Origin of the sequence: Pseudomonas sp. LSJ-87 (assembly GCF_032971465.1) — a bacterium.
GTDB lineage: Bacteria > Pseudomonadota > Gammaproteobacteria > Pseudomonadales > Pseudomonadaceae > Aquipseudomonas > Aquipseudomonas putida_Z.
In genome coordinates this window covers 55,507-68,964 of sequence record NZ_JAWJYQ010000041.1, presented here as the reverse complement: position 1 = coordinate 68,964, position 13,458 = coordinate 55,507, and the positions used below count along the sequence as shown (strand labels likewise).

At 65.8% G+C, this 13,458-nt stretch carries 14 protein-coding genes and 1 riboswitch; of the genes, 7 read left to right on the top strand and 7 right to left on the bottom strand.

The genetic code is table 11. The features are described 5' to 3' along the window. Positions 1-176: 176 nt before the first annotated feature. From RYH74_RS21270 to RYH74_RS21260, 3 genes are all read left to right on the top strand, one after another. Positions 177-869 (top strand): response regulator transcription factor, encoded by a 693-nt coding sequence (locus RYH74_RS21270; RefSeq protein WP_286100953.1) that lies wholly within the window; start codon positions 177-179, stop codon positions 867-869. Then, positions 869-2,215, top strand: a complete 1,347-nt coding sequence (locus RYH74_RS21265; protein WP_317410086.1) for a sensor histidine kinase — start codon at positions 869-871, stop codon at positions 2,213-2,215. The genes RYH74_RS21270 and RYH74_RS21265 overlap by 1 nt, the downstream gene beginning before the upstream one ends. Before the next feature lie 82 nt (positions 2,216-2,297). Next, positions 2,298-3,188, top strand: a complete 891-nt coding sequence (locus RYH74_RS21260; protein ID WP_317410085.1) for an alpha/beta hydrolase — start codon at positions 2,298-2,300, stop codon at positions 3,186-3,188. Positions 3,189-3,369: 181 nt separating this feature from the next. Here RYH74_RS21260 and RYH74_RS21255 read toward each other — a convergent pair whose 3' ends face one another. Next, positions 3,370-4,575: an RtcB family protein gene (locus tag RYH74_RS21255; protein ID WP_085705910.1), complete on the bottom strand. Its 1,206-nt coding sequence runs from the start codon at positions 4,573-4,575 to the stop codon at positions 3,370-3,372. Between the two features lie 91 nt (positions 4,576-4,666). After that, positions 4,667-4,808: riboswitch (FMN riboswitch) on the top strand. A gap of 80 nt (positions 4,809-4,888) precedes the next feature. Between RYH74_RS21255 and ribB the strand changes: the two genes are divergently transcribed. From ribB to dxs, 4 genes are all read left to right on the top strand, one after another. Continuing rightward, a complete protein-coding gene (ribB, locus tag RYH74_RS21250; protein WP_025337529.1) occupies positions 4,889-5,539 on the top strand; it encodes a 3,4-dihydroxy-2-butanone-4-phosphate synthase in 651 nt (216 codons plus the stop codon). 207 nt (positions 5,540-5,746) lie between these two features. Beyond that, positions 5,747-5,989: an exodeoxyribonuclease VII small subunit gene (locus tag RYH74_RS21245; RefSeq protein WP_003255380.1), complete on the top strand. Its 243-nt coding sequence runs from the start codon at positions 5,747-5,749 to the stop codon at positions 5,987-5,989. Beyond that, on the top strand, positions 5,986-6,873 hold the full coding sequence (gene ispA, locus RYH74_RS21240) for a (2E,6E)-farnesyl diphosphate synthase (protein ID WP_085591990.1): 888 nt from the start codon (positions 5,986-5,988) through the stop codon (positions 6,871-6,873). The genes RYH74_RS21245 and ispA overlap by 4 nt, the downstream gene beginning before the upstream one ends. A gap of 208 nt (positions 6,874-7,081) precedes the next feature. Next, positions 7,082-8,977 carry a 1-deoxy-D-xylulose-5-phosphate synthase gene (gene dxs, locus RYH74_RS21235; RefSeq protein ID WP_317410084.1) on the top strand — a complete coding sequence of 632 codons (1,896 nt, stop codon included), beginning with the start codon at positions 7,082-7,084 and terminating at the stop codon, positions 8,975-8,977. Positions 8,978-9,109: 132 nt separating this feature from the next. On the opposite strand, the gene RYH74_RS21230 is transcribed toward dxs, so the two are convergent. The 6 genes from RYH74_RS21230 to thiL form a co-directional block, all read right to left on the bottom strand. Then, positions 9,110-9,922 carry a cobalamin-binding protein gene (locus tag RYH74_RS21230; protein ID WP_317410083.1) on the bottom strand — a complete coding sequence of 271 codons (813 nt, stop codon included), beginning with the start codon at positions 9,920-9,922 and terminating at the stop codon, positions 9,110-9,112. Further along, a complete protein-coding gene (locus tag RYH74_RS21225; protein ID WP_075044459.1) occupies positions 9,922-10,341 on the bottom strand; it encodes an MFS transporter in 420 nt (139 codons plus the stop codon). Before RYH74_RS21225 ends, RYH74_RS21230 begins: the two co-directional genes overlap by 1 nt. Next, positions 10,338-10,955 (bottom strand): GTP cyclohydrolase II, encoded by a 618-nt coding sequence (gene ribA, locus RYH74_RS21220; RefSeq protein ID WP_003260612.1) that lies wholly within the window; start codon positions 10,953-10,955, stop codon positions 10,338-10,340. The genes RYH74_RS21225 and ribA overlap by 4 nt, the downstream gene beginning before the upstream one ends. A gap of 264 nt (positions 10,956-11,219) precedes the next feature. Beyond that, complete coding sequence (locus RYH74_RS21215) at positions 11,220-11,963, bottom strand: transporter substrate-binding domain-containing protein (protein ID WP_317410082.1); 744 nt, start codon at positions 11,961-11,963, stop codon at positions 11,220-11,222. Positions 11,964-11,979: 16 nt separating this feature from the next. Continuing rightward, the gene (locus RYH74_RS21210) at positions 11,980-12,483 is read right to left on the bottom strand and encodes a phosphatidylglycerophosphatase A (protein WP_004376077.1); all 504 of its coding nucleotides are present in this window, start codon (positions 12,481-12,483) and stop codon (positions 11,980-11,982) included. After that, complete coding sequence (thiL, locus tag RYH74_RS21205) at positions 12,480-13,448, bottom strand: thiamine-phosphate kinase (RefSeq protein ID WP_075044457.1); 969 nt, start codon at positions 13,446-13,448, stop codon at positions 12,480-12,482. Before thiL ends, RYH74_RS21210 begins: the two co-directional genes overlap by 4 nt. Positions 13,449-13,458 lie beyond the last annotated feature (10 nt).

Sequence of the window (13,458 nt, the reverse complement as noted above, 5' to 3'; positions counted from 1 at the left end):
CCCTTTCCCCAAATGGTAGTAATTCGCAAACGAAACAAGTTGCTTTTTGCGAACGATACCGAAGGGAAATCGGGGGTGCAGCAGGATTAACCTTCTTAACACATCCAGGCGTTGCCCTCGCCCTGCCGGCAATGGGATGATTCGTAACTGATACGAATTCTCATTCAAGGCTCGCTGTGCCCACCTCACTTCTCCTCACCGAAGACGACCCACGCCTGCGCCAGGACCTGGAACGCCATTTCCTCAACCGGGGTTTCCGGGTGCACGCATGCGCCACCGGCGCCCAGGCCCTGGCTGCCATACAGCAATCACGGTTCGAGCTGGTGCTGCTGGATATCATGCTGCCAGGCATCGACGGCCTCAGCCTGCTCGACGAGTTGCGCCAGCAGCAGGCGGTGCCGGTCATGCTGATGTCGGCGTTGGGGGCCGAGCAGGATCGCATCAGTGGCTTTACCCGGGGCGCGGACGATTACCTGCCCAAGCCCTTCAGCCTGGCCGAGCTGGACGCCCGGGTCGATGCATTGCTGCGGCGTGTGGCGTTCGATCGTGGTACGGCGCTGCGTGCCGATGTCGGCGAGGTGATGCTCGACCAGGACCGCCAGGACGTTATCCACAACGGCAAGGCTGCCGGCCTCACCGCGTCCGAATTCCGCTTGCTGGCCACCCTGCGGGCCCACCCCGCCGAAGCCTTGAGCAAACCATTTCTCTACCAGACCGTGCTGCACCGGGCCTACACCCGCCTGGATCGCGGCCTGGATGTGCATGTGTGCAACCTGCGCCGCAAGCTGGCCGACATCGATGCCCAGCACCTGCAGATCCAGGCCGTACGCGGCCAGGGGTACATCCTGGTCGACACGGAACAAGCCTGATGCGCCGTCATCCCCTGCTATGGAAACTGGCCGTACTGCAGGTTGGCTTCTGCCTGTTGCTGACCTGGCTGATCTGGACCTGGGGCCTGTCGGTGGAGCGCAGCACCTACTTCCTGTCCCAAGCCGACCAGGACTACCTGGCGCGCTTTGCACAGCAAGCCGAACAGGCCTGGGAGCAAGGCGGCGCGGAGGGTGCCGAGGCCTGGCGCAGGCAACTGGAACAGGCCGAGGGCACTTGGGTGGCGCTGGTCGGGCCGCACCTGCAGAGCCTTGGCAGCACCCCACTGAGCGCTGAGGAAGCTAGCCACCTGACTTTCATGCGCAAGCTCGACTGGCCGATGAGCCGGCGCCTGCAGGATGAACTGCCCTACGTCAGCATCGAGTTCCCGCAACACCCCGAGCACGGTCGCCTGGTAATGCAACTGCCCGAACACCTGTTGCCTACCGGCCTGACCCCATGGACCCATGTGATCACCCATGGCGTTGCCCCCACGCTACTCGCCCTGCTGCTGGTTCTGGCGCTGTACCGCCACCTTGTGGTGCCACTGAACCGCCTGCGCGACCGCGCCGACGCCCTGCGCGCCGACGACCTCGACAGCCCGGCCCTGCCCCTGCAGGAGCGGCGCGATGAGCTTGGCGAACTGGCGCAGGCCTTCGAGCACATGGCCGGGCGCCTGCGCCAGAGCCTGGAGCAGCAGCGCCTGTTGCTGCGCACGCTGTCTCACGAACTGCGCACGCCGCTGGCGCGGCTGCGCATCGCCCATGACAGCGGCTTGCCGCCGGCCCAGTTGCGCGAGCGCCTGGACCGCGAGGTCGCCGACATGCAGAAGCTTCTGGAGGACACGCTGGACCTCGCCTGGATGGACACCGAACAGCCCAGCTTGCCGACCGAACCGGTATTGATGGTTTCGGTGTGGGAAGCCTTGTGCCAGGACATCTGCTTCGAAAGCGGCTGGGACCGCGCCCGCCTGCCCTGCTCGCTCGGCCCCGACTGCGTGGTGCAAGCCCACCTGGACAGCCTGGCCCAAGCCCTGGAAAACCTGATGCGCAATGCCATCCGCCACTCGCCGGCCGAGGGCCGGGTCAGCCTGGATGGCTGGTTGGAGGGCGACTGCTGGCACCTGCGCCTGAGTGACCAGGGGCCCGGGGTGCCGCACGCCGAGCTCGAACGCATCTTCAAGCCCTACCAGCGGCTGGCCGAAAGCGGCGCGGGCTTCGGCCTGGGCCTGGCCATCGCCCGCCGCGCCATCGAACTGCAAGGCGGTCGCTTGTGGGCCAGCAACGGTCACCCAGGCCTGTGCCTGCACATGACTTTGCCGATGGCCCGGAACTGTTTAGAAAGTTAATGCGCTTTACGCTCAATCAGGACTGATTATCATCTTGGCGTTTCTGCCTTGCGCTCCTTGCAAAGCCCTGATGAGACACCTGATGAGCAAGATGACCCTGACGCTGGCTTTGGCACTGGCCCTTGCGGCCCCTGCTGCCGTGGCGCAGCCCGAGCATCAACAGAGGATGGATACCTCGCTGCTGCAGCGCCAGGACCTGGCCTACCGCTTCAGCCAGCTCGACCTGGACTCGGCCGATGGCCAGCGTCATTACCGCTTGTGGGTAGGCAAACCAGACCGCCCGGCGCCAGCGGCGGGTTACCCGGTGCTGTGGATGCTCGATGGCAACGCCGCGCTGGGGGCGCTGGACAGCCTGCTGCTGGGCAAGCTTGCCGCCGGCCAGGCGCCATTGCTGGTGGCCGTGGGGTACCAGACCGATCAGCGGATCGAGCGGGTCGGGCGTACCTATGATTACACCCCGGCGTTGCCTGGGCCGGCTGCGCAACTGGATCCGTTGACCGGGCAACCGAGCGGTGGCGTGGACGAGTTCCTCGATCTGCTGAGCGAGCGCATGCGGCCGCTGGTGGCGGGTGTGGCACCGATCGACCTGCAGCGGCAGACGTTGTGGGGGCATTCCTACGGTGGGTTGGCCGTGCTGCATGCGCTGTTCACCCGGCCTGGGGCTTTCAGTGACTATGTGGCAGCCAGCCCTTCGCTGTGGTGGCATGACGGTGCGATCGTGCGTGAGGCGCAGGGGCTTGACCAGCGCTTGGGTAGCAGCCGGCCTCGATTGTTGCTGATGCGCGGGAGTGAGGAGCCGGCTAACCCGCGCATGCCGGTGCAAGGGGATGGAGAACGGGCAGCGCGGGAGCTGGTGGCAGACCTGGCCAAGGTGCCGGGGTTGCAGGCACGGTTCGAGCGGATTGACGGGCTGGGGCATGGGCCGATGTTGCCGGCTTCGCTGAAGCGGGTGATTGAAGGGATGTCTCGATAATCCTGCACTGGCCCCTTCGCGGGTAAACCCGCTCCCACAGAGCCCCCACAGGCTTCACTTTCAGTTGCAACCTGCGCCATCACAGGCTTCATCTTTTCATGCCAACCTGTGCCCCATAGGTTCACTCGATCCCTGTGGGAGCGGGTTTACCCGCGAAGAGGCCGGCACAGGCAGCACCCCGTCAGCCCTTCACACACACCACCTGCCGCAAGGTGTGCACCACCTCCACCAATTCCTGCTGCGCGCGCATCACCGCATCGATGTCCTTGTAGGCCATGGGGATCTCGTCGATCACCTCCTTGTCCTTGCGGCATTCCACATGCGCCGTGGCCCGCCGCTGGTCTTCCACGGTGAAGCGGCTCTTGGCCTTGGTCCGGCTCATCACCCGGCCGGCACCATGGCTGCAGGAACAGAAAGATTCCTCGTTGCCCAGCCCTCGCACGATGAAGCTCTTGGCCCCCATCGAGCCGGGAATGATGCCCAACTGCCCTTTCTGCGCCGACACCGCCCCCTTGCGCGTCACCAGCACCTCTCGGCCAAAATGCTGCTCGCGCTGCACATAGTTGTGGTGGCAGTTCACCGCTTCCAGGCTGGCCTCGAACGGTTTGCCCAGCGCCTTGCGAGCCGCACCGACCACCGCCAGCATCATCAGCTCGCGGTTCTGCCTGGCGTAGTCCTGCGCCCACTCCACCGCTTCGACGTAGTCGGCGAAATGGCGGCTGCCTTCCTCGAAATACGCCAGGTCCTTGTCCGGCAGGTTGGCCAGGTGCTGGCGCATGTCGGCCTGGGCCAGTTCGATGAACAGGTTGCCGATGGCATTGCCCACGCCCCGGGAGCCGCTGTGCAGCATGAACCAGACGCGGTCGGCCTCGTCCAGGCACACCTCGATGAAGTGGTTGCCGCCGCCCAGCGTCCCCAGGTGATGGCGGTTATTGGTCTTCTCCAGGCGCGGGTACTTGTCGGTGATGGCCTTGAAGCGCCCGGCCAACTGCCCCCAGGCCTTGTCCGCCTTGGCGGGCACATCGGCCCAGGCGCCCTGGTCATGTTTGCCGAAGGTCTTGCCATGCGGCACGGCGTGCTCGATGGCATTGCGCAGGCCATGCAAGTTGTCCGGCAGGTCGCGGGCGTGCAGCGACGTGCGCGCGGCGATCATGCCGCAGCCGATATCCACACCCACCGCGGCGGGGATGATCGCGCCAACCGTGGGTATCACACTGCCAATGGTCGAGCCCTTGCCCAGGTGCACGTCCGGCATCACTGCCAGGTGCTTGAAGATGAACGGCATCCTGGCCGTGTTGAGCAGTTGCTTGCGGGCGTCGTCTTCCACCGGTACGCCGTCGGTCCACAACTTGACCGGCTTGCCGCCGGCGACCTGGAGAATGTCCATGGGGCTGTTCCTCGAATGCATAGCCGAATGATACCGCCAAAGGTCGTAGAGCCGTGGGTTGCCAGCGAGGTGGCAATGTGCTGTATGCTTGGCGGGTCTTCAGGGCGGGGTGAAAGTCCCCACCGGCGGTAAATCGAAAGATGAGCCCGCGAGCGCCCCGGCCATGCCGGGGGTCAGCAGATCTGGTGAGACTCCAGAGCCGACGGTCATAGTCCGGATGAAAGAAGGCGTCAGGCAGGGGCCATCCGGGCGCCCCTGCGCGCGCATTTTGTTCGCCCCGAGACGTTCATCGATCATTCACGAGGAGCGTTTCATGTCCACCAGGCACCACCCGCAATTCCCAAATGTCAGCGCCGCCATCGCCGCCTTCCAGGCCGGGCGCCCTGTACTGCTGCTCGACGACGACGACCGCGAGGACGAAGCGGACATCATCGCCGCCGCCGAGAACATCTCGCTGCAGACCATGGCCATGATGATTCGCGATTGCAGCGGCATCGTCTGCCTGTGCCTGGACGAGGCCACCGTCGACGAACTGCAACTGGCACCCATGGTGCAGAACAACCAGGCCCGCCATGGCACAGGCTTCACCGTCACCATCGAGGCGGCGGAAGGCATCACCACCGGGGTGTCCGCCCAGGACCGCATCACCACCATTGGCGCGGCACTGCGCTCCACCGCGGACCAGCGCCATATCGTCAGCCCGGGGCATGTGTTCCCGCTGCGCGCCCGCAATGGCGGGGTGCTGACCCGCCGTGGCCACACCGAAGGCTCGGTGGACCTGGCACGCCTGGCCGGGTTGCGCCCGGCGGCAGTGCTGTGCGAACTGATGAACCCCGATGGCACGATGGCCCGTGGCGAACAGGTGGCGGTGTATGCGCGGCAATACAATCTGCCGGTGCTGACCATCGAGGAACTGGCGCGGTACCGTGAGGCCATGCTGGAGCTGGAAGCAGAGCCAGCCTGATCCACCGCACGGGGCCGCTTTGCGGCCCATTCGCGGGTAAACCCGCTCCCACAGGGACCGCGCAGACTCGGAACCGGTGCAGTACCTGTGGGAGCGGGTTTACCCGCGAAGAGGCCGGCAAGTCCAACCTCAGGTTGCCGGAAGTTTGCTCCCCCCGCCCCGCTCTGCTAGTGTCGCGCCGTTCTGAATGCCACCGAGACAGTCGCCATGGCCCGCAAAAAAGCCTCCCTCGATTTCGAGCAATCCCTCGCAGACCTGCAAGCACTGGTCGAGCGCCTGGAGAACGGCGAGTTGTCGCTGGAAGAGTCGCTGGCCGCCTTCGAGCAAGGCATCGCCCTGACCCGCGATTGCCAGGGCGCCCTGGCCCAGGCCGAACAGAAGGTGCAGATCCTGCTGGAACGCGATGGCGAACTGGCAGCACAGCCCTTCGACGCGGAGCCGGAAGCATGATCGGCACCTACCAGGCCAGCTGCCAGGCGCGGGTCGACGCCGCCCTCGAACCGTTGTTCGTCGCCCCGACCAAGGAACTCGAACGCCTTTACGCCGCCATGCGCTACAGCGTGATGAACGGTGGCAAACGCGTTCGTCCGCTACTGGCCTACGCGGCCTGCGAAGCCTTGGGCGCCCCGGCCGAACAGGCCAACGGCGCAGCCTGTGCGGTGGAACTGATCCACGCGTACTCGCTGGTGCATGACGACCTGCCGGCCATGGATGACGACGACCTGCGCCGCGGCCAGCCGACCACCCACAAAGCCTTCGATGAAGCCTGCGCGATCCTCGCCGGCGACGGTTTGCAGAGCCTGGCCTTCAGCGCCCTGCTCGACCCGCGCCTGAGCCCGCAGGCCGACAGCATTCGCCTGGCCATGGTCCAGGCCCTGGCCAAGGCTGCCGGCCCGGCAGGCATGGTCGGTGGCCAGGCCATCGACCTGGGCTCGGTTGGCCTGAAGCTGGACCAGCAGGCGCTGGAGTTCATGCACCGGCACAAGACCGGTGCGCTGATCGAAGCCAGCGTGCGCCTCGGCGCCCTGGCCAGCGCCCGCGCCGAACAGGCGCAACTGGATGCCCTGCAGACCTATGCACAGGCCATCGGCCTGGCGTTCCAAGTGCAGGACGACATCCTCGACGTGGAAAGCGACACCGCCACCCTGGGCAAACGCCAGGGGGCCGATATCGCCCGTGACAAACCGACCTACCCGGCACTGCTGGGCCTGGAAGCGGCCAAGGCCTATGCGATCGAACTGCGCGACCAGGCGCTGGTCGCACTGAGTGGGTTCGACGACAAGGCCGAGCCGCTGCGAGCGCTGGCACGCTACATCGTCGAACGTCGCAACTGATTTGATTGGGGCCGCTGTGCGGCCCATCGCCGGCAAGCCAGCTCCCACAGAGCCCCCACAGGCCTTGAGCATTGTGAACATCCTGTGGGAGCTGGCTTGCCGGCGATAGGCTGCAAAGCAGCCCCGATGCAACACCCGTCTGAATGGGCAGTATTTCCTACAATGGGGTAAACTGCCGCGTCTTCACACACCTATAACGACTCGCCTGATGCCCACGACGTTTCAAGAGATCCCCCGCGAACGCCCGGTCACGCCGTTGCTCGACCGCGCTGACACGCCTGCCGGCCTGCGCCGGCTGGCCGAAGCCGACCTGGAGACCCTGGCCGACGAACTGCGCCAGGAACTGCTCTACACCGTGGGTCAGACCGGTGGGCATTTTGGTGCCGGCCTGGGTGTCATCGAGCTGACCATCGCCCTGCACTACGTCTTCGACACCCCCGACGACCGGCTGGTGTGGGACGTGGGCCACCAGGCCTACCCGCACAAGATCCTCACCGGGCGCCGTAACCGCATGCTCAGCCTGCGCCAGAAGGACGGCATCGCCGCCTTCCCGCGCCGCAGCGAGAGCGAGTACGACACCTTCGGCGTCGGCCACTCCAGCACCTCGATCAGCGCCGCACTGGGCATGGCCATTGCCGCCCGCCTGCAGAACAGCGACCGCAAGTCGATCGCGGTGATCGGCGACGGCGCGCTGACCGCCGGCATGGCCTTCGAGGCGTTGAACCACGCCCAGGAAGTCAACGCCGACATGCTGGTGATCCTCAACGACAACGACATGTCGATTTCGCGCAATGTCGGCGGCCTGTCCAACTACCTGGCCAAGATCCTCTCCAGCCGCACCTACGCGAGCATGCGCGAAGGCAGCAAGAAAGTGCTGTCGCGCCTGCCGGGCGCCTGGGAAATCGCCCGTCGCACCGAGGAGTACGCCAAAGGCATGCTGGTGCCGGGCACGCTGTTCGAAGAACTGGGCTGGAACTACATCGGCCCGATCGACGGCCACGACCTGCCGACCATGATCGCCACCCTGCGCAACATGCGTGACCTCAAGGGCCCGCAGTTCCTGCACGTGGTGACCAAGAAGGGCAAGGGCTTCGCCCCGGCCGAGATCGACCCGATCGGCTACCACGCCATCACCAAGCTGGAGCCGGCCGACAAACCCGCCGCACCGAAGAAAGCCAGCGGCCCGAAATACTCCGCGGTGTTCGGCCAGTGGCTGTGCGACATGGCTGCCGCCGACAACCGCCTGGTGGGCATTACCCCAGCGATGAAGGAAGGCTCCGACCTGGTCGACTTCAGCGAGCGCTACCCGGAGCGTTACTTCGACGTGGCGATCGCCGAGCAGCATGCCGTGACCCTGGCGGCCGGCATGGCCTGCGAGGGCAGCAAGCCGGTGGTGGCGATCTACTCTACCTTCCTGCAGCGCGCCTACGACCAGCTGATCCACGATGTGGCGGTACAGAACCTCGACGTGCTGTTCGCCATCGACCGTGCCGGCCTGGTCGGCGAAGACGGCCCGACCCACGCGGGCAGCTACGACCTGTCGTACCTGCGCTGCATCCCGGGCATGCTGGTGATGACCCCAAGCGACGAGAACGAGCTGCGCAAGATGCTCAGCACCGGCCACCTGTACAACGGCCCGGCGGCTGTGCGTTACCCGCGTGGCACCGGCCCGAACGCGCCGATCAGTGGTGACCTGAAACCGCTGGAAATCGGCAAGGGCGTGGTCCGTCGCCAGGGCGAGAAAGTCGCCTTGCTGGTGTTCGGCGTGCAACTGGCCGAGGCCATGCAGGTGGCTGAGCAGATCAACGCTACCGTGGTCGACATGCGCTTCGTCAAACCGCTGGACGAGGCACTGGTGCTGGAACTGGCCGCAAACCATGAGCTGCTGGTGACCATCGAAGAAAACGCCATCATGGGCGGTGCCGGTGCGGCTGTGGGTGAGTTCCTGGCCAGCCAGGCGATCGTGAAACCGCTGCTGCACCTGGGGTTGCCGGACATCTATGTCGAGCATGCCAAGCCTGCGCAGATGCTGGCTGAGTGTGGGCTTGATGCGGCCGGGATCGGGGCTTCGGTGAAGGCCCGCATGGCCAAGCTCGGCCTGTAATCCCCGGGGGCCGCTTTGCGGCCCAATCGCCGGCAAGCCAGCTCCCACCTCGACCGCGCCAGCCTCAAGTCATGCGCTATCCCTGTGGGAGCCTGGCTTGCCAGCGATCGAGGGCGCAGCCCTCGCAGAACCTCACCTGGGCGTTGGCGCTTTAGACTCGAGCAGCGCACACAAGCGCGCCGTAGCTTCGATCATCTGCCCACTAGGCCGCTCCAGGCCTTTGTCTGGCACCACCAGTAAACGATCATCGGCAACCGCACGCAGTTGCGGCCAGGCCTTCCAACTCTCCAGCTGCGCCTCATCACCCGCCAGAATGACCTGCGGGTTGCGCAGCAGCACAGACTCCACATTCACCTGCGGCGCCGGCTGGGTGAGATCGGCGAAGACATTACGCGCGCCGCAAACGGCCAGGGCATCGCTGACCACCTGCCGGCCACCGAGCGTATACAGCGGTCGGTCCCAGACCTGGTAGAACACCTGCAGGGGCTCGTCCCGTCGATACTGCTGGCGCAGCTGCCGCAGCCGGTCACGCAGGGTTTGGGCATACCGATGGCCCTGTTCGGCACGGCCGATACGTTCGGCGATGGCTTCGATCTGCTCGATCAGCTGGTCGATGTCATGGGGTTCTGCGCTGTACGTAGCGATACCCAGGCGCTTGAGCTGGTCGCGTTGGGCCGGCGGCACGCTGCCCGGCCACAGCAGCAACAGGTCGGGGCTAAGGCTGAGCAGGCGTTCGAGGTCCAGCTGCCCCTGGCGCCCCACCGAGGGCAGCTCGTGCAGCGCCGCCGGCCGTTCGCCACCGTCGAGCACACCTACCAACAGGTCATCGGCCTGCAGTTCGAGCATGATCTCGCTCATCGACGGGGCCAGGCTGACCACCCGCAGGGGTTCGGCGGCCAGTGCGGAACAGGCGAACAGCGCCAGCAGGCCGGGCAGCAGGCGCATCAGCCGAGCTGGCGTGGAATGCGATAGAGGTACAGCACTACTGCGGTGGACAACGCCAGCAGGATCTGCGGCACCGCCTCGAGGCCGACCAGCACCGACAAGGCGGCGACCCAGGCCGGGAAGCAGGCATACAGCATGGCCAGGCGCCGCACCCGCGCCAACTCGATCCAGGCGGCAGGCTCTTCGCCAGTGCCGAGCACCTTGGACGTGGCGATGAGGGCGCGCTTGTAGGCACCGAAGCGCGGCAGGCTGAGGAACATGGTCGCCGCGCCAGCAATGAACAGTGGCATGGCCAGCACCGAGGCCAGCGCATCACCGCCACCGAAGGCCCAGGCCATCACTGGCAGCGGCACCAGGCCCACCGCCAGGTACTGCCACCAGGCCAGCGCCAGGCGCCGCTTGACCTCGGCGCGGGTCACGCCTGAGGAACCTCGCCCTGGTGCTCGTTACCCAGCATGTGGCCCAGCTTGCCGGCCTTGGTTGCCAGGTAGTAGCGGTTGTGCGGGTTGTGCCCGGTGTGCAGTGGTACGCGCTCGGCGACGACGATGTTCATGTCGGTCAGGGCTTTGACCTTGCGCGGGTTGTTGGTCATCAGGCGCAGCGACTTCACGCCCAGGTGCTCCAGCATCGGCAGGCACATGGCGTAGTCGCGCTGGTCGGCGGCAAAGCCCAGGCGCTCGTTGGCCTCGACGGTATCGGCGCCACCATCCTGCAGCTCGTAGGCGCGAATCTTGTTCAGCAGGCCGATGCCACGGCCTTCCTGGCGCAGGTACAGCAGCACGCCACGGCCTTCACGGGCGATGGCCTGCAGCGCGGCTTCCAGCTGCGAGCCGCAGTCGCAGCGCTGGCTGAACAGGGCATCGCCGGTCAGGCACTCGGAGTGCAGGCGCCCCAGCACCGGCTGGCCGTCCGCGATGTCACCCAGGCTGAGCACCACGTGCTCACGGCCAGTGGCTTCGTCGAGGAAGCCATGCATGGTGAAGGTCGCGAAGGGAGTCGGGAGTTTAGAGGCGGCAACAAAGACGACGGGCACGTTGTGCTCCTGGAATAAGTTGAAAATTTCTCGTGGGCCGATTGTATCAGCAGGTTGGGGGATGTGGGCTGGCTGAATACCGTGGCTTAAGATCGAAAAGTTCGATGCTTATTAGGCCATCGATCAACCCTGCCCCCTACGCGGGCTTCTGTGGGAGCGGGTTTACCCGCGAAGAAGGTAACGCGGTGCCTGGCACCGGCTTCGCCGGTGTTCGCGGGTAAACCCGCTCCCACAGGGACCGCACAGGCCTTGGTGCTCTGCGCCTCAATGCGGTTTGCTATTCGGGCTGAATGGATACGGCTGTTGCCAGTGCTCGAAGATCGGCTTCAGCTCGCCACTGGGCACCAGCTCGGCCATGCGCTTGTCGAACAGGTCGCGCAGGGCCTTGGCCTGGTCGTTGCGGGCAAAGGCCAGGTACAGCGGCAGCTCGGCCACATGGGTGCGACGGAAGCGCTCGGGTTGGGAGGTCTGGCCGAGCACGTAGTCGATCTCGGTCAGCGCATCGATGTAGTAGTCCACGCGGTCATGCTCGAGCATCGGCAAAATGCCTTCGCGGCGCTGGACTTCGCGAAAGTCATGCACATTGGGCAGGTAGCTGCCGAAGTCGTAGCCACGCACCCAGGCCAGGCGGTAATGGCCTATGGTCTGCTGGGTAGGCACAGGCTTGCTGACCAGCCCCAGGGCGTAGATGTGGTCCATGTCGAAGTGCCAGCGCGGGTACAGGTTGTCGTCGTTCTCGTCCTTGTACGAGCCTACCCAGGCGTCAGCCTCGCCACGCTTGACCAGCCCGATCGCACGGCTGTAAGGCGCGCTCTGGGTCACCACCTTGACCCCGGCCGGCTCGAACACCTTGCGCAGCACGTCCCAGGCCACCCCGGTACCGTCGGCGTTGGTGTAGTCGAGCCACTCTTCGCTGACCAGGTGGATCTGCTTCGGCACACCTTCGGCAGCCGCCGCCCACGGGGCAACGCTCAGCAGCATTGCCAGCAGCACCGTCCTCATGGCCATTCACACGCTCCCTGTATCAGGCAACCGCCCACACCAGAACCTGCATCCCCAGCCAGGCAAACACGCCGGCCAGGATATCGTCGAGCATGATCCCGACGCCCCCATGCACATGGCGGTCGACCCAGCGGATCGGCCACGGCTTGAGGATGTCGAAGAAGCGGAACATCAGGAACCCCGCCAGCAGCCACTGCCAGCCTTCCGGCACCAGCCAGAGGGTTATCCACATGCCGACGATCTCGTCCCAGACAATGCCTTCATGATCGTGCACGCGCAGGTCATTGGCGACCTTGCCGCAGAGCCAGAAGCCGAACAGCATGCTCACGCCCAGCAACAGCCAGTAGCCCCAGTCGGGCAGCATCTGCCACAGCGGGATGAACGGTATGGCCACCAGCGAGCCCCAGGTGCCCGGCGCCTTGGGCAAGGTGCCGGAACCGAAACCGAAGGCGATGAAGTGCCACGGGTTGCGCCAGACCGAAGGCGGAACGAACTCCGCAGGCACCTGGTTGGGGTGATCGGTCACGGTGTCTCCCTAAAATGTTGATAGCCGCGTTGCCGCGGTGTGATGTCCTGGCCCTGCCGGTCGCGCAGGCTGACACCCTGCCCTTCGAGCACCCGCCCGATGACATGGAACGCCGCCAGGCCTTGCGCCTGCAGGGATGAAAGCTCGGCTGGCGGCAAGGTGAACGCCAGCACATAGTCGTCGCCACCGGTCAGCGCCGCCTGCACGGCCGCCTCGGCACCGAGGAACCCCTGCAGAGCGGCTGACACCGGTACCTGCTCCAGGTTCACCTCGAGCGCCACACGGGAGGCCTTGGCGATATGCCCGCAGTCGGCCAGCAAGCCGTCGGAAATATCCAGCGCCGAGGTGGCACGCCCGCGCAGCAGTTGGCCCAGGGCGAACTGTGGCGATGGCGACCAGTAATGGTCGAGCAACGGTTGCGCCAGCACGGCATCAGCCTGGCGCTGGCCCAGCACCAGCGGCAAGGCACCCGCCGCGTTACCCAACTCGCCACCAACGCACAGCAGGTCGCCCGGGCGAGCGCCGTCACGGCGCAACGCCTGCCCCGCCGGAACCCGGCCGAACACGGTCATGGTGATACTCAGGGGGCCACGGGTGGTATCGCCACCGATCAGGCTCAGCTGGCAGTGGCCGGCCATGCGGTTGAGGCCGCTGGCATAGGCTTGCAGCCAGTCGGCGCTGACCTCGGGCAAGGTCAGGGCAAGGGTGAAACCGATGGGGGTGGCGCCCATGGCAGCCAGATCGCTGGCCGCCACGGCCAGCGAGCGCTGGCCGAGCAACCAGGGGTCGCACACCGCCGGAAAATGCACTCCGGCAACCAGGGTGTCGGTGGACACCGCCAGTTGCTCGCCGGCGGGAAGGCTCAGCAGGGCGCAGTCGTCACCGATGCCCAGGGCCACGCCTTCACCGCCTTGCGCACAGGGCGCGGCGGCGAAGTAATGGCTGATCAGCTCGAACTCACCCATGGTCCGCAAG